At 61.6% G+C, this 14728-nt stretch carries 15 protein-coding genes; 8 read left to right on the forward strand and 7 right to left on the reverse strand.

The window, feature by feature from the left end; translation table 11 throughout:
• Positions 1-40: 40 nt before the first annotated feature.
• The 3 genes from tig to O4H31_RS11250 form a co-directional block, all read right to left on the reverse strand.
• Entirely contained in the window at positions 41-1372 is a 1332-nt protein-coding gene (tig, locus tag O4H31_RS11240) for a trigger factor (protein WP_269345806.1), read from the reverse strand.
• A 154-nt stretch (positions 1373-1526) separates the two neighbouring features.
• Complete coding sequence (locus tag O4H31_RS11245; RefSeq protein WP_269345808.1) at positions 1527-2447, reverse strand: calcium/sodium antiporter; 921 nt, start codon at positions 2445-2447, stop codon at positions 1527-1529.
• 126 nt (positions 2448-2573) lie between these two features.
• Positions 2574-2858 (reverse strand): DUF2312 domain-containing protein, encoded by a 285-nt coding sequence (locus O4H31_RS11250; RefSeq protein ID WP_067261835.1) that lies wholly within the window; start codon positions 2856-2858, stop codon positions 2574-2576.
• Between the two features lie 108 nt (positions 2859-2966).
• On the opposite strand from O4H31_RS11250, the gene O4H31_RS11255 reads away from it, so the two are divergent.
• A complete protein-coding gene (locus O4H31_RS11255) occupies positions 2967-3206 on the forward strand; it encodes a hypothetical protein (protein ID WP_269346339.1) in 240 nt (79 codons plus the stop codon).
• 81 nt (positions 3207-3287) lie between these two features.
• The gene (locus tag O4H31_RS11260; protein WP_067939517.1) at positions 3288-3710 is read left to right on the forward strand and encodes a TIGR01244 family sulfur transferase; all 423 of its coding nucleotides are present in this window, start codon (positions 3288-3290) and stop codon (positions 3708-3710) included.
• Here O4H31_RS11260 and O4H31_RS11265 read toward each other — a convergent pair.
• The 4 genes from O4H31_RS11265 to O4H31_RS11280 form a co-directional block, all read right to left on the reverse strand.
• A complete protein-coding gene (locus O4H31_RS11265) occupies positions 3707-6457 on the reverse strand; it encodes an ATP-binding protein (RefSeq protein WP_269345813.1) in 2751 nt (916 codons plus the stop codon). The genes O4H31_RS11260 and O4H31_RS11265 overlap by 4 nt on opposite strands.
• The gene (locus O4H31_RS11270) at positions 6457-6759 is read right to left on the reverse strand and encodes a hypothetical protein (RefSeq protein WP_093925943.1); all 303 of its coding nucleotides are present in this window, start codon (positions 6757-6759) and stop codon (positions 6457-6459) included. The genes O4H31_RS11265 and O4H31_RS11270 overlap by 1 nt, the downstream gene beginning before the upstream one ends.
• A gap of 6 nt (positions 6760-6765) precedes the next feature.
• Positions 6766-7134 carry a response regulator transcription factor gene (locus O4H31_RS11275; protein WP_269345819.1) on the reverse strand — a complete coding sequence of 123 codons (369 nt, stop codon included), beginning with the start codon at positions 7132-7134 and terminating at the stop codon, positions 6766-6768.
• A 115-nt stretch (positions 7135-7249) separates the two neighbouring features.
• Positions 7250-8542, reverse strand: a complete 1293-nt coding sequence (locus O4H31_RS11280) for a helix-turn-helix domain-containing protein (RefSeq protein ID WP_269345822.1) — start codon at positions 8540-8542, stop codon at positions 7250-7252.
• Positions 8543-8778: 236 nt separating this feature from the next.
• On the opposite strand from O4H31_RS11280, the gene O4H31_RS11285 reads away from it, so the two are divergent.
• The 6 genes from O4H31_RS11285 (at position 8779) to accB (ending at position 14722) form a co-directional block, all read left to right on the forward strand.
• Positions 8779-10125, forward strand: a complete 1347-nt coding sequence (locus tag O4H31_RS11285) for a substrate-binding protein (RefSeq protein WP_243260799.1) — start codon at positions 8779-8781, stop codon at positions 10123-10125.
• A gap of 101 nt (positions 10126-10226) precedes the next feature.
• A complete protein-coding gene (locus O4H31_RS11290; RefSeq protein WP_067261822.1) occupies positions 10227-11255 on the forward strand; it encodes a branched-chain amino acid ABC transporter permease in 1029 nt (342 codons plus the stop codon).
• Positions 11256-11258: 3 nt separating this feature from the next.
• Entirely contained in the window at positions 11259-12464 is a 1206-nt protein-coding gene (locus tag O4H31_RS11295) for a branched-chain amino acid ABC transporter permease (RefSeq protein WP_269345827.1), read from the forward strand.
• A 9-nt stretch (positions 12465-12473) separates the two neighbouring features.
• Positions 12474-13238, forward strand: coding sequence for an ABC transporter ATP-binding protein (locus O4H31_RS11300; RefSeq protein ID WP_120350854.1), 765 nt, complete (start codon positions 12474-12476; stop codon positions 13236-13238).
• 33 nt (positions 13239-13271) lie between these two features.
• The gene (locus O4H31_RS11305) at positions 13272-14024 is read left to right on the forward strand and encodes an ABC transporter ATP-binding protein (RefSeq protein WP_269345831.1); all 753 of its coding nucleotides are present in this window, start codon (positions 13272-13274) and stop codon (positions 14022-14024) included.
• Between the two features lie 197 nt (positions 14025-14221).
• A complete protein-coding gene (accB, locus tag O4H31_RS11310; protein WP_269345833.1) occupies positions 14222-14722 on the forward strand; it encodes an acetyl-CoA carboxylase biotin carboxyl carrier protein in 501 nt (166 codons plus the stop codon).
• The last annotated feature ends 6 nt before the right edge of the window (positions 14723-14728 follow it).

A 14728-nucleotide genomic window follows, 5' to 3' on the forward strand; every position in this document is an offset into this window, starting at 1 on the left:
TTGCCCGTCGCCCCTGCCCCGTAATCCGATCCGGTAAGACTTATTCGTCTTCCAGTTCCTCAACTGCTTTCTGAAGCTCTTCTTTCGAGATCTCTTTCTCGGTCACTTTGGCTTGCTCAACAACGTGATCGACAACCTTGTCTTCAAAAATCGGCGCGCGCATTTGCTGCTGCATCTGCTGGTTTTGCTGCACGAACTCAAAGAACTGACGCTCTTGACCCGGGTACTGACGCGCCTGGTTCATGATCGCTTGGGTCATCTCGGCGTCGGTCACCTGAACCTCGGCCTTTTGACCCAGTTCGGCCAGCAACAGGCCAAGACGCACTCGGCGCTCGGCCAATGTCTTGTGCTCGTCTGTCGGCTCGATCTCGGGGTGATCGTGGCCTTCAACGTCAGGGTTTTCCTCGTGCCACAGCTGATGCGCGATCTGCTTGGCTTCGGCGTCAACCAGCGACGGCGGCAGGTCAAAGCTGACCTCTTTGTCCAGCGCGTCCAGCAGGTTACGCTTCATCACAGCGCGCGAAGCACCGGCATATTCCGCTTCCAGACGCTCAGCGATCTGACCTTTCAGCGCGTCGAGATCCTCGGCACCGAATTTCTTGGCCATCTCGTCGTTCACTTCAGCGGCAACAGGCTCTTTCACTTCTTTGACGGTGCAAGCGAATGTCGCTTCCTTACCGGCCAAGTGGGCAGCCTGATACTCTTCGGGGAAGTTCACGACGACGGACTTTTCTTCGCCCGCCTTCACGCCGACCAGCTGCTCTTCAAAGCCGGGGATGAAGGAGTTGGAGCCCAGCACCAGCGGGTAATCTTCCGCCGCGCCGCCTTCGAATTCTTCACCGTCGACGGAGCCTTTGAAGTCGATCACAACCTGATCGCCATCTTCCGCCTTGGCGCCCTCTTTGCGGGCTTTGAAGTCTTGTGCGGTTTCGGCAAGGCTTGCCAGCGCTTCTTCGACGGCGGCGTCATCGGCCTTAACGACCATCTTTTCCAGCTCGATCTTGCTCAGATCAACTTCTGGAATTTCGGGCAGTTTTTCGTAAGCCATGGAAACTTCGACGTCATCGCCTTCTTTCCAGTCTTCGTTGGTCATTTTGACTTCGGGCTGCATCGCGGGGCGATCGCCGGATTTTTCAAAATGCTCTGCCATGGCGCCGTCGATGCTTTCCTGCATCGCTTCGCCCATGATCCGCTGGCCGAACTGCTTTTTCAGCAGTGCCATCGGAACCTTGCCCTTGCGGAAGCCCTTCATTTCGACTTCGGGCTGCGCTTCGGCCAGCTTTTCGTTGACCTTGGCTTCCAGTTCGGCGGCGGTCACGGTGATGTTGTAACCGCGTTTCAGACCTTCGTTCAGCGTCTCGTTGACCTGCATGTGTGCTCCATAGGGTAAGGCCGCGCAGCCGGGGCGCGGGCGAAAATTTGTGTCCTTCTATGGGTGTTGATCCGCCTGCGCAAGGGGGTCCGCGGCCATCGCGTCACATCCGCAGAAATCGGCCCCACCCCCCGTGCAACGCCTGCCGACAGCCTTAGATCAAAAGCACACCGATGTAGCCCGCATAGGCCAAGGCAAAGACTGCGCCCTGCCCACGCGTCACACGCCCGCCAAACGCGGCGCAGCCAATCAAAGCCAGCGTGGCCGCGAGCATGACCCAGATGTCGAGCGTGGCAATCTGCGCAGCTACACCGACCGGCTGAATCACCGCCGTGATCCCAAGCACACCAAGAATGTTAAAGATATTGGAGCCGACCACATTGCCCAGAGCCACATCGCTCTGCCCGCGGCGTGCCGCGATGACCGAGGTTACAAGTTCCGGCATGGAGGTGCCCACAGCCACGATGGTCAAGCCAATGACCGCCTCAGAGAGCCCTACGGCCTGCGCCAACGCCACCGCCCCGGTCACCAGAAACCGCGCTGAAAGGATCGTCAGCACCAGCCCCCCCAAAAGCCAAAGCAGCGACAGCCCCATCGGTGCCTGATCCGGCAGGGGCTCGATGGCCTGCAGGCTGCTGCGATCACTCCGGAAGGTGTAAATCAAATACCCCGCGAGCCCGACGATACAGATCAACCCGGCCACACGGTCAACGCGCCCCAAAAGCACCGCCCCCAAACAAAGCACGCTCGCCGCCAGCATGACGGATCCATCGCGGGCAAAACTGCCCCGATTAATCGCAAAGGGCGCGATCAGCGCGGCAATGCCTAGAATCAGCAGGATATTCGCGATGTTCGACCCGACTACATTGCCAAGCGCGATGTCCGGCGCACCCAGCATCGCGGCCTGAACGGAAGTCACCAGTTCAGGGGTTGAGGTTCCAAAGCCCACGATTGTCAAACCGATAACCAGCGGCGACAGCCCAACCCTTTGTGCCAGTGCCACCGCACCGCGCACCAGATACTCCCCACCGAGCACGAGACCCAGCAAGCCGCCAAGTACAAACAAAATGTTCACGAGAAAATCTCACCGGTCTCACACCATCGGGCGTCGCGGAGACCGCGCAGACGCCCGATGCAAATGGGCATGGACCGGAGGCGTTCAAGGCCGCGCGGAAAATTCAGTTCCGCTGCGGCCCGGCGCTCACATGCCCAAAGCTTCTTTGTACATCTCCATCACCGCTTCTTCTTCGGCGATGTCGTCCTTGTCACGCTTGCGCAGGGCGATCACCTTGCGCAGCACTTTGGTGTCGTAACCGCGCGATTTCGCTTCGGCCATCACCTCTTTTTGCTGCTCAGCGAGGTCTTTCTTTTCGGCGTCCAAACGCTCGATCCGCTCGACGAACTGGCGCAGCTCATTGGCGGTGACCCGGTAGGTCGCATCGCCTTGGGATTCGACGACATCGGGGTTGGTGCTGGTATCGCTCATGGAAAGTCCTCACGGAATGGCTGGCTCTGGCGGGTGTGACTACAGGCTGCACGCCCAGCCCGCAAGCGGGACTTGCCCCCCTTGGCGGTTTGGCGTAGCTCTGCCGCCATGGAAAGCGCAAACACATCTATTTTCGATCTCATGGTCTGGGGCGGCGCGGGTCTGTCCCTTCTGGGATTGCTCGGTCTTGGCTGGTGCATCGTCAAAGTGAGCCGTGCCAAACGCGCGCAGCTGGACGATGAGGCGATGCGCGTTGTATTGCGCAAAGTGGTGCCGTTGAACATGGGCGCGCTGTTTCTATCCGTCATCGGCTTGATGATGGTGATTTTGGGCATCTCTCTGAGCTGATCGAGGCGGCTGTTCGGCGGGCGGTCGCGGCGGGTCTTAGCCGTCTCTGGACAGGGCCGCTGCATCTGCTTAAATCGACGCATGGATATTCGCCAAATCACCCCCCGCTATTTCGTCGCCCCGCAGATCGAGCCCGGTGACATGGAAAGCCTGCGCGCCCAAGGCATCACCCGCATTCTGTGCAACCGCCCCGATGCAGAAGTGCCGCCCAGCCACCAAGCCGCCGCCATGCGCGAAGCGGCTGAGGCGGCGGGCATCGCCTTTGCCGAACAGCCGCTGACCCATCAGACTATGACCCCCGATGTCATTGCCAACAACCGCGCCCTTGGGGTCGATACGGATGACACCGTGCTGGCCTATTGCGCCTCCGGCACCCGTTCGACCATCGCTTGGGCCTTGGGTCAAGCCGGTGAGATGGACAGCGACGCGATCATCGAAGCGGCGCGTCAGGGGGGCTATGACCTTGAAAACATGCGCCCTATGCTGGGGCAGAGCTACAGCTAAGGCTGCGTATCGGCCCCGACCACGGGGCCGACCGCTGGGCCGATGTCTCTTGCAGGCGGTGTCAGGACGCTCTGCGGCAATTGCACCCGGAAGGCCGTGCCAGGCACATCACCCAAAAAGCTGATCTCGCCGCCCAAGCGGCACATGATCTCGCGGCAGATGGCGAGGCCGAGGCCTGCGCCATCGCCCTCGCCCGTGATGCGCGAAAATTTTTCGAAAATCAGCGCCTCTGATCCTGCGTCGATCCCATGGCCGTTGTCGACAAAATCGATCACCAGCCCCTGCGCCGTGACCTGTGCCGAGATCACCAGTTGCGGCTTATCGGCAGCGCAGTATTTGCGCGCATTGGTAACAAGGTTGATGAACACCTGCACCAGCCGGTCGAGGTCGCTGGTCAGGGTGATATCCTCGGCCTGCAGATCACGCAGCACCTCAAGCGGGCGCGTGGCCCCGGCCTGCGCCGTGGTCACCGCCAGATCGAGCAGGTCGCGCAGGTTGCCCTCCCGCTGGTTCAGCGTCACCTGCCCGTTCTCCAGCACCGACAGATCCAGCAGATCGTCCAACAGCCGCGTCAAGCGGATCGTCTCGCTGTGGATGATCGTGGCGTAGCGATTCTTATCCGCGTCCGACAGCCCCGGCGCATCACGCAGGATCTCGGAAAACGACCGGATCGAGGTCATCGGCGTGCGCAACTCATGACTGATTTGGCTCAGAAAGCTGTCCTTTTGCAGCGACAATTGTGTGAGCTTTTCATTCGCCGCGCGCAGCTGTGCCGCCGTTTCGGTCAACTCCCGCGATTTGGCCTCAAGCTGACTGGAATACTCCAGCATTTGCGCGGATTCGTCGGCGACGGCGAGCAGGTCCTGCACCGAAACAGACGCCCCGCCCACGATCTGCGCCACCATCGCATGTGCCGTGGCCGCCCCGACGGAGGCCGCCAATTCCCGCTCCAACGCCTGTACGAATCGCGGCGTGGGTTCCGGCAGGCGTTGCCCATGCCCTTGCCGTTCAGCCTCTCGCGCAAAGAACGCCTGCGCCTCCGTCGCGCCCAAGATGCGCTGCGCCATGATCATCAGGTCTTCGCTGCCCGCGACTGAGGCCGTCCACCCCCGCGCCGGGCCAGAATGGTCAAAGACATTAACGAATTGCGCCCCCTGAAGCCGCTCCAACGGCGCGGGAAAGCTGAAAAGCGAGACGACCACGAAAACCAGCGTATTGAGCGCAAGGCTCCAGACCACCGCATGCACCGTCGGGTCAATCCCGGCGATGCCAAAGAGCGCCTCGGGACGTAGCCATGCCAGCCCCCACAGCCCGCGCTCCAAGGTCGCGCTCGACAATGCCACATCCGCGCCAAAACTGGGCAGCAGCATGGTGAAGACCCACAGCACAAAGCCCGTGCCAAGCCCGCAAAGCGCGCCGGTCCGCGTGGCCCCGCGCCATAGCACGCCGCCCAACATGGCGGGCAAAAACTGCGCCACCCCGCCGAAGGAGATCGTGCCAATCGCCGCCAGCGCCCCACTGCCGCCCGAGGCGCGGTAGTAGAGGTAGCCCAAGCCGACCACGCAAAAGATCGACAGCCGCCGCGCTAGGATCACGATATTGCGCACGTCACCCGACTGCGTCGCCCCATCGCGCCGAAACGCCAGCCAGATCGGCATGACGATATGGTTGCTGACCATCGTCGACAGCGCCAGCGTGGCGACGATCACCATCGAAGTGGCTGACGAAAAACCGCCCAAGAAAGACAACATCGCCAGACCATTCTGGCCTTGGCTCAGCGGCAGGCTCAGCACAAACAGATCGGGGTTCGAGCCTTCGGGCATCAGATCAAGCCCCACCACCGCGATCGGCACGACGAAAAGGCTCATCAGCATGAGGTACAGCGGAAAGGCCCAGCTGGCGATCTGCAACTGGCGCTCGTCGTCATTCTCGACAACCATGACCTGAAACATGCGCGGCAGGCACAAAAGCGCGGCCCCCGAAAGCACCGTCAGCGCGGCCCAACGGCTGCCTTGGACTTCCCATTGGCCGATGTCGGAGGCATCGATCTTCGCGAGCGTCTCGCTCAGACCTCCGGCAAGTCCCCAGATCACGTAGATACCGACCGCCACCAATGCCAGCAGCTTCACCACCGCCTCAACCGCGATGGCGATGACAACGCCGTGGTGCCGCTCGTTTACGTTCAGGTTCCGCGTGCCGAAGAGCACTGTAAACAGTGTCAGCCCCGCCGCCACCCAGAGGGCGGCCTGCCCACGGTTGATCACGTCGCCTCCCGCCTCGACCAGCGGCACATCCGCGGCGGCGAAAATCGACAGAGACAAGATAACCGACTGTAATTGCAGCGCGATATAGGGTGTCACGCCAATCACGGCCATGACCGTCACCACAATTGCCAACGTGTTGGACTTGCCGTAGCGCGAAGAAATCAGGTCCGCGATCGACGTCACACGATGGCTCCGCCCGATGCGCACCAAACGCCGCAGCCCCCACCACCAACCGATCATCACCAGCGAAGGGCCGAGGTAGATCGTCACATACTCCAACCCCGAACGCGCGGCATAGCCCACCGCGCCATAAAAGGTCCACGCGGTGCAATAGATCGAGAGCGACAGCGTGTAGACCAGCGGCGAGCGCAGCAGCCAGCCACCCTGCCCGCGCAGGGCTGCGCGTTCAGCGGCGAAGGCCACGATGAACAGCCCCGCCACATACATCAGGCAGACCGCGACCAACTGGTTGAGCGACACCATCAGCGCGGCCCGTCTTTGGTATCGGCACCCCCGTCCGACGCCACATCGCGCGTGCGCCGCCAGAGCGCCCATGTCGCCAAGATCAGCAACGCCCAAACCCCAAAGAGATAGCGCAGTGCCACGCTCATCGCGATTGTCGGCTCGGTGGGTTCGGGGGTAGCGTCAGGCAGGATCTCTGGCACGGGCCACAGCAACGGCACCATCCACAGCATCAGCCCCAAAAACGGCAGCAAACGCACCGCATCCATCATGCGCCGCTGGCGGTAGCCGCGTTTTTCCAGAAAGATCGGAGAGCGGGGCATGGCGGGTTAACTGGCGATCAGGTCGCGCACCGCGTCCAGCATCTCTGAGTTCGAAAACGGCTTGGTCATAAAGCGGCTGACCCCGGCCTTCTCGGCCATGGCCCGATCCCGGCTTTGGCCCCGCGCGGTCAGCATCAAGACCGGCAAGGTCTCCATTGCCGGGTCGCCGCGCAGCTCATCGAGTATCTCAAATCCGCTCTTGCCCGGCAGCATCACGTCCAGCATCACCAGATCAGGCGATGTTTTGCGGATCACCTCCACCGCGCCCGACCCATTGGCCAGCGTCTCCACCCGCCAGCCCTCTTGGCCCAACAAAAAGCGGATGGCCTCGGCGATATTCACCTCGTCCTCCACCAGAACTACGAGTTTGCTCATCGGCAAAAAGTCTCCCCCCTCGGTGTGCGACCGCCCCGTCTTGTTGCGGGGTCTCGCGCACCAGGGCGAGCATGCATCGGTTTGGCAGCCCTGTCAAAAACTGCCTGAGCGCCTGCTAGATTCCGTCGCGCAGGATCGACGGCTCACGCCGGGCGCGGCATCCTTCGACCGGACAAATCCGGCAGGTGGCGCCCACGGGCTGCGCAGGCGCCGCCCCCGACGGCACCGGCAAAAGCAACATGACCGATTGGCTCAATGGCGGCGTGTTATAGGCGGCGGCGGCTTGAACCTCGCAAGTCGCAATGACCTCGAACTGCGCCTGCCCGCGTCCCATCTGCATGACGCGAGATTTCATCACCAGCCCCGGCTGGCCTTGTACTGCGAACAGTGGCCAAAGCGGGCAACATGCGCCAAAGCGCGGCACGGTGAACCCTTCGATTGACTTGGCAAAGGTCACGCTGCCCGAGCGGTCACAGACCACCAGCCCCGCGCCCAAATCGGGTAAAGACGCCAAACGTCTCAGCACCCGGCCCATCGGCTGGTCCAATCTGCGCGCCAGTTCGGCTGGGTCATGGCCCGCCTCCTCAACGGTCCGCTCCAGACGCGCCAAGGGCAACGCCGCCGCGTCCCGCGCGATCTGTTGCAACACCCCCGTCGCGATATGCTGCGCGGCTTTGGTTTTAAGCGCCTCGGCCTGCTCCACAAGCGCCGTGATTGCCTCTTGCGGGGCGCGAGCCTGTTCCAACGGGTCAAAGCGGTAGTCATGCGCGGCGAGAAAAGCTTCCACCTCCGCCTGCGGGGAGTGGGCCACCTCACGGGTCTCGGCGGCATTGTCAAAATAGGTCACCAGCGCCTGCGCGCTGTCGGACAGGCGGCGGCTATCCTCGTGAATGTTCGCATGAAACCGGTCGCGCCATTCGGGTTGCAGACTGTCCGTCTCTGCCAAAATCGAGGCGGTCGATCGGATTGCGGCAGCGGTGCTGAGCAGCTCATGCATCGACGTGGCAAGCTGCGGATCATGGGCCAACCGGTCTGACAACGCCTCTACCGTCTGCTCCAAAGCATCAATGCGCCGCTGGCTGGTGGCGAGCACTTTGGCCCACCCCGGGAAACGCCCCGCGAATTCGTCAGCGCGGTCGCCCTCCGGCCCCGCCAGCCCTGCATCCGCAGCCGCTTCGCGCAGCGCGGCGATCAGCGCGGCTTCGGCCCCTTCGGTCAGCGCCTGCGGCTCCACCCCAAGCGCATGGGCGATGTTGAGCAAGAGTTTCCCGCCGATTCTGCGTCGGTTGTGTTCGATCAGATTGAGGTAACTGGCCGAGATACCGCTTTGCTGTGCCAACTCAGCTTGCTTCACCCCCGCCATCACCCGCCGCTCACGGATGCGGCTGCCGGTCAGCCCCTCACGCATGAGGTCGCTCCGCGCGTGATTTCGCCCGTTGTTTCAAGGTCTTTCTGCGGCGCAACATCATGTTATTTACAAACCTCGCGAAGTGATTGCGAATATATTTACAGAAATATTGTTTCCATCAAGCAGGTTATTGATCGGTTTTCATTTTCCGCGCCATAGTTTCTTTGCATTCTTGCGCGCCGTGGCACCGGGGGGAGGTTCCGCTGCCACGGCTCTTAAAAACATGGGAGGACTTCATGTCGTTTACAAAACTGACACGCCGCGGGCTGATTCAGACCGGCGCGGTTGCCGGTGCAGGGTTGGCGCTGCCGACCTATCTGCGCGCCGAGGCGCACGCGGGCTTTACCAATGCCCCCACGGGCAGCACGGTCACGCTGGGCTTCAACGTGCCCCAGACTGGCCCCTATGCCGAAGAGGGTCTGGACGAGCTGCGCGCGCAGGAGCTTGCGGTCGAACACCTCAATGGCGGGGGCGACGGCGGCATGATGAACACCTTCAGCTCCAAGGCGCTGAAAGGGAACGGCATTCTGGGCAAGAAGGTCGAATATGTCACGGGCGACACCCAGACCAAATCCGACGCCGCCCGCGCCAGCGCAAAGTCGATGATCGAAAAAGACGGCGCGGTGATGATCAATGGCGGCTCGTCCTCGGGCGTGGCCGTGGCGGTGCAAGACCTTTGCCAATCGGCGGGCGTGATCTTCATGGCGGGTCTCACCCATGCCAATGACACCACCGGCAAGGACCGCAAGGCCAATGGCTTCCGGCATTTCTTCAACGCCTATATGTCTGCCGCCGCCCTCGCCCCGGTGCTTAAGAACGCCTATGGGTCTGAGCGCCGCGCCTATCACCTGACGGCGGATTACAACTGGGGCTGGACCCAGCAGGAATCCATCGCCGCCGCGACCGAGGCGATGGGCTGGGAGACCGTGGAGAACGTGCTGACGCCGCTCGCCTCGACCGATTTCTCCTCCTATATCGCGCCGGTGCTAAACTCCGGAGCCGATGTGTTGGTGCTGAACCACTACGGCGGAAACATGGTGAACTCGCTCACCAATGCGGTGCAGTTCGGCCTGCTCGACAAAGAGGTCAACGGCAAGAAATTCGAGATCGTCGTGCCGCTCTACTCCGAGCTGATGGCCGCCGGTGCCGGGGCCAACGTGCAGGGCGTGATCGGCTCGATGAACTGGAACTGGCAGCTGCAAGACGAAGGGTCCAAAGCCTTCACCAAATCCTTTGGTGAGAAATATGGCCGCCCGCCGTCTAACTCCGCGCATACCTGCTACGTGCAAACGCTGCTCTATGCCGATGCGGTGGAACGCGCGGGCTCATTCAACCCCTGCGCCGTGGTCGAGGCGCTGGAGGGCTATGAGTTCGACGGTCTGGGCAACGGGCCGACGCTCTACCGCGCAGACGATCACCAATGCTTCAAGGACGTGCTCGTGATGAAGGGGGCGGAGAACCCGACCAACGAATACGACACGCTTGAGATCGTCGAACAGACGCCCCGTGCACAGGTCGAATATGCCCCCGATCACCCGATGTTCGCGGGCGGTGATCTGGGCAAATGCAACCCCGGCGCGTGATCCGCTGAAATCAGATGGCGCGCGGGCCTGATCCTGCGCGCCCTTTTTATCGCTGCAAGCGGCCCTGCCGCTTGTAAACGCTTCCCTTACAGGTGGGGACCATGGACGCAATCCTTCTGCAAATACTCAACGGCCTCGACAAAGGCTCGGCCTATGCGCTGATCGCGCTTGGGCTAACTCTGATCTTCGGCACTCTTGGCGTGGTCAATTTCGCCCATGGGGCGCTTTTCATGATCGGGGCCTTCTGTTCGGTCACGCTGCAACGCATTCTGACGCTGAGCGTCGAGACCATCGACGAGACCAAGAAGGATTTCCTCGGCAATCCGCTGAAGGTCAAAACCCCCTATGTCGAACAGTGGTTCGGGCCAGAAACGGGACAGGCGATTATCGATTGGTCGGTGCCGCTGGCGATCCTTTTCGCGATCCCGGTGATGCTGCTCATCGGCTTCATCATGGAACGCGGGCTGATCAAACATTTCTATAAGCGTCCCCATGCGGATCAGATCCTTGTGACCTTCGGCCTTGCCATCGTCCTGCAGGAAGTCGTCAAATATTTCTACGGCGCCAACCCGATCCCCACCCCTGCGCCGCAAGCTTTCGTGGGCAGCTTCGACTTCGCGCCGCTCCTAGGCTTGGACACGTCTTTGGCCTACCCCTATTGGCGCTTGGTCTACTTTGGCTTTTCCACACTCATCATCGCTGCCGTCTTTGCTTTCTTGCAATTCACCACCTTCGGCATGGTTGTCCGCGCCGGCATGGCAGACCGCGAAACCGTGGGGCTTCTGGGCATCGACATCGATCGCCGCTTTACCATCATGTTCGGCATCGCCGCTGCCGTGGCGGGGCTTGCGGGGGTGATGTATGCGCCGATCAACTCACCGAATTATCACATGGGCATGGACTTTCTGGTGCTGAGCTTTGTCGTCGTCGTGGTCGGCGGCATGGGCTCGCTCCCCGGCGCGGTGCTGGCGGGGTTCCTTCTGGGCATCCTCGAAAGCCTCGCGTCCATGAATGAAATCAAAAGCATCATCTACGGTATCGACCAGATCATCATCTACGTCGTTGCCATCGTGATCCTGCTGGTCCGCCCGCGCGGTCTGATGGGTCGCCGCGGCGTGATGGAGGAATAAGACATGTTCGGACTGGAAAAACGCGATACGCTTCTCTTGGGGGTCGTGGTCGTTCTCACGCTCTTCGCCCCCTTCATCCTCAATCCCTTTCCGGCGGATTCGGGCCTTGCACAGTTCAACGCGGGCTACCCCGACCTGATGCAACGCTTTGTGATCTTTGGCATCTTCGCCATCGGGTTTAACATCCTCTTCGGGCTGACCGGCTATCTCTCCTTTGGCCATGCGGCCTTTCTGGGTGTCGGTTCCTACTCCGCCGTCTGGATGTTCAAACTGCTCAGCTACAACGTCGTGCCCGCGCTGGTGCTGGCGGTGATTATGGCAGGGCTGTTCTCGGCGCTCATCGGCTTTATCAGCCTGCGACGGTCGGGCATCTATTTTTCGATCCTGACGCTGGCCTTCGCGCAGATGTCCTTCAACCTCGCCTATTCTGTACTTACGCCGATCACCAATGGTGAGACCGGGTTGCAGATCTATACCTCCGATCCGCAGTACCTCCAGTCCGTCGACGCGCCGTCATTCCCTAACCTCTTCGGGGCTGCGATGAACTCCTCGACGACGCTGTTCTTTGGCGGTTGGACGTTTACTTTCTCCGTCGGCTACTACTTCTGTGCGGTCTTCCTGATCCTAGCCTTCTATCTGGCGATCCGCATCTTCCGCTCGCCTTTCGGCATGATGCTGCGGGCGGTGAAGTCTAACCAGCAGCGGATGAACTACACGGGCCTAAACACGCGGCCCTACACGCTGGCGGCTTTTGTCATCTCGGGCATGTATGCCGGTTTGGCCGGTGGCCTGCTGGCCGCGATGGACCCGCTGGCGGGGGCCGAGCGGATGCAGTGGACAGCCTCGGGCGAAGTGGTGCTGATGACGATCCTTGGCGGCGCGGGCACCTTGATCGGGCCGGTTCTGGGTGCGGGTTTCATCAAGTACTTTGAAAACATCTTTGCCAAGATCAACGACAACGTGCTGCACGGCTGGTTCGCCTTCATGCCCGACGGATTGGAAGACGCGATGGTTGCGATCATCCACCCCTTCGTCGGCAAAGGCTGGCACCTGACGCTTGGCCTGCTGTTCATGCTGGTCGTGATCTTCCTGCCCGGTGGGCTGGTCGAAGGTGGCCAACGTCTGGGCCGCGTCTTCCGCCGCCGGGACAAGAACGCAGGCTCGGTTGAGGCCGACGCCGCCCAACAACGCAGCGAAGCCGCAGAATAGGAGAGACTGATGTCCATTCTCGAAGTCAAAAATGTCGGCAAACGCTTTGGCGGTCTGCAGGCGCTGAGCGATGTGAACCTGAGCGTGGCAGAGAACTCTGTCCATGCGATCATCGGCCCCAACGGGGCGGGCAAATCCACCCTGCTGAACTGTCTGGTGGGCAAGCTCATCCCCGACACCGGCTCTGTCATGTTCGACGGCCAGTCGGTGCTGGGGCGCAAACCCTATGAGATCAACCAGATGGGCATCAGCCGCGTGTTCCAAACGCCTGAAATCTTTGGTGATCTCACGGTGATGGAAAACATGCTGATCCCCTGCCTTGCCAAACGCGACGGGGCTTTCCAACTCAACGGTTGGTCGCGCGTCGTGGGCCAGCAAGATGTGATCGACAAGGCCGAGGAAATGCTGCGCGACATGAATATGATCGACAAGCGGCACATGCATGCGGCGTCCCTCTCGCGGGGGGACAAACGGCGGCTGGAGATCGCGATGTGTCTGGCCCAAGACCCCCGGCTGCTGCTGCTGGACGAACCTACTGCGGGGATGGCACGGGCCGATACCAACAATACGATCGACCTACTGAAACAGATCAAGGACGAGCGCGACATCACCATCGCCATCATTGAACACGACATGCATGTGGTCTTTTCGCTGGCCGAGCGGATCACCGTGCTGGCCCAAGGCACGCCACTGGTCGAAGACACGCCCGACCGGATCAAGGGCCACCCCAAGGTCCGCGAAGCCTATCTGGGCGAGAGCCAAGACGCCGCCTGATCTATCCTGTTGCCGAACCCCAAGGACACCCCAATGAGCACCGACACGCTAGACAAAAACGCCAACCACGCCCAAACCGCCCCGGCCTTCCTCTCGGTCTGGGACATTCACGCCTATTACGGCGAGAGCTATATCGTGCAGGGGGTGAGCTTTAACGTCCACGAGGGCGAGATCCTCGCGCTGCTGGGCCGCAACGGGGCAGGCAAAACCTCGACCCTGCGGGCCATCTCAAGGGTCAGCGACCCGGAACTCAAGCGCGGCGAGATTTGGCTCGACCATCAGCCGCTACACAACATGGCCAGCCACCAGGCCGCCGCAGCGGGGCTGGCGCTGGTGCCCGAAGATCGGCGCATCATCTCGGGGCTGACCGTCGAAGAGAACCTGAAACTCGCCCAGATCGCCCCGCCCATCGGCTGGTCCCTCGACCGGCTCTATGACCTCTTCCCGCGCCTGCGTGAGCGGCGGAACCAAGAGGGGGTGACCCTTTCGGGCGGGGAGCAACAGATGCTCGCCATCGCCCGCGCCTTGGCCCGCGACATCAAGGTGCTGCTGCTGGATGAACCCTACGAAGGTCTTGCCCCGGTGATCGTGGATGAGATCGAAAAGACGCTGGGGCTGATCAAGGCGCAGGGCATCACCACCATCCTTGTTGAGCAGAACGCCGTGCGCGCCCTGAAACTGGCCGATCGTGCGGTGATCCTTGATACCGGCGGCGTGGTCTTTGACGGCACCGCGGCAGAGGTGTTGAACAACGCGGAACTGCGGGCGGAATACCTCGCGATCTGACCCTACGTGACCTTGCACCGGTGCGCGAAGATGTGGCGCGGCCTCATTCTTGCGCCCCGGGGGCCATTGCGCGGCAAAAAACCGATCCTACCCCCTAGACAACAGTTGGCTTTTCATGGCTTTGCCCATGCCCTATAAGCGAGCCAATCAATCGCGCAGCGACGGGCTGTTGGCCTGTCGAAATCTTCGAGGATCCAATGACAAAAAACACCCATGACAGTGACGTGGCCTTCATCAAGGCCCTCGCCGAGCTGCTGAACGAAAACGACCTGACAGAGCTTCAGGTGAAACGCGACTATGCCGAGGATGACAGCCTGAACGTGCGCGTCAGCCGCAAGCCGCCGCAGCAGGTCATGGCCGCCCCCCAGCAGCAGTACCAAGCCGCCCCCGCGCCTGCCGCTGCACCGGCCCCCGCCGCTCCCGCGGCCGCCGCACCTGCCGCTGACGCCGATCCGGCCGATCACCCCGGTGCTGTGACATCGCCCATGGTCGGCACCGTTTACCTGCAAGGTGAGCCGGGCGCGCCTGCGTTCATCTCCGTTGGCGCTTCGGTTTCCGAAGGCGACACGCTGCTCATCGTCGAGGCGATGAAAACCATGAACCACATCCCCGCGCCCCGCGCCGGCACCGTCAAGCGCATCCTCGTCGGCGACGGCGATGCCGTTGAATTCGGCGCCCCGCTGGTGATCCTGGAATAAGGGCCG

Source organism: Sulfitobacter dubius, from assembly GCF_027214245.1.
Taxonomy (GTDB): Bacteria; Pseudomonadota; Alphaproteobacteria; order Rhodobacterales; family Rhodobacteraceae; genus Sulfitobacter; species Sulfitobacter dubius_A.

What these genes read in the sequence shown, in the direction of transcription:
- tig (WP_269345806.1), bottom strand. Translation starts at nt 1,372, where the DNA reads ATGCAGGTCAACGAGACGCTGAACGAAGGTCTGAAACGCGGTTACAAC.
- O4H31_RS11250 (WP_067261835.1), bottom strand. Translation starts at nt 2,858, where the DNA reads ATGAGCGATACCAGCACCAACCCCGATGTCGTCGAATCCCAAGGCGAT.
- O4H31_RS11255 (WP_269346339.1), top strand. Translation starts at nt 2,967, where the DNA reads ATGGAAAGCGCAAACACATCTATTTTCGATCTCATGGTCTGGGGCGGC.
- O4H31_RS11260 (WP_067939517.1), top strand. Translation starts at nt 3,288, where the DNA reads ATGGATATTCGCCAAATCACCCCCCGCTATTTCGTCGCCCCGCAGATC.
- O4H31_RS11265 (WP_269345813.1), bottom strand. Translation starts at nt 6,457, where the DNA reads ATGGTGTCGCTCAACCAGTTGGTCGCGGTCTGCCTGATGTATGTGGCG.
- O4H31_RS11270 (WP_093925943.1), bottom strand. Translation starts at nt 6,759, where the DNA reads ATGCCCCGCTCTCCGATCTTTCTGGAAAAACGCGGCTACCGCCAGCGG.
- O4H31_RS11275 (WP_269345819.1), bottom strand. Translation starts at nt 7,134, where the DNA reads ATGAGCAAACTCGTAGTTCTGGTGGAGGACGAGGTGAATATCGCCGAG.
- O4H31_RS11280 (WP_269345822.1), bottom strand. Translation starts at nt 8,542, where the DNA reads ATGCGTGAGGGGCTGACCGGCAGCCGCATCCGTGAGCGGCGGGTGATG.
- O4H31_RS11285 (WP_243260799.1), top strand. Translation starts at nt 8,779, where the DNA reads ATGTCGTTTACAAAACTGACACGCCGCGGGCTGATTCAGACCGGCGCG.
- O4H31_RS11290 (WP_067261822.1), top strand. Translation starts at nt 10,227, where the DNA reads ATGGACGCAATCCTTCTGCAAATACTCAACGGCCTCGACAAAGGCTCG.
- O4H31_RS11295 (WP_269345827.1), top strand. Translation starts at nt 11,259, where the DNA reads ATGTTCGGACTGGAAAAACGCGATACGCTTCTCTTGGGGGTCGTGGTC.
- O4H31_RS11300 (WP_120350854.1), top strand. Translation starts at nt 12,474, where the DNA reads ATGTCCATTCTCGAAGTCAAAAATGTCGGCAAACGCTTTGGCGGTCTG.
- O4H31_RS11305 (WP_269345831.1), top strand. Translation starts at nt 13,272, where the DNA reads ATGAGCACCGACACGCTAGACAAAAACGCCAACCACGCCCAAACCGCC.
- accB (WP_269345833.1), top strand. Translation starts at nt 14,222, where the DNA reads ATGACAAAAAACACCCATGACAGTGACGTGGCCTTCATCAAGGCCCTC.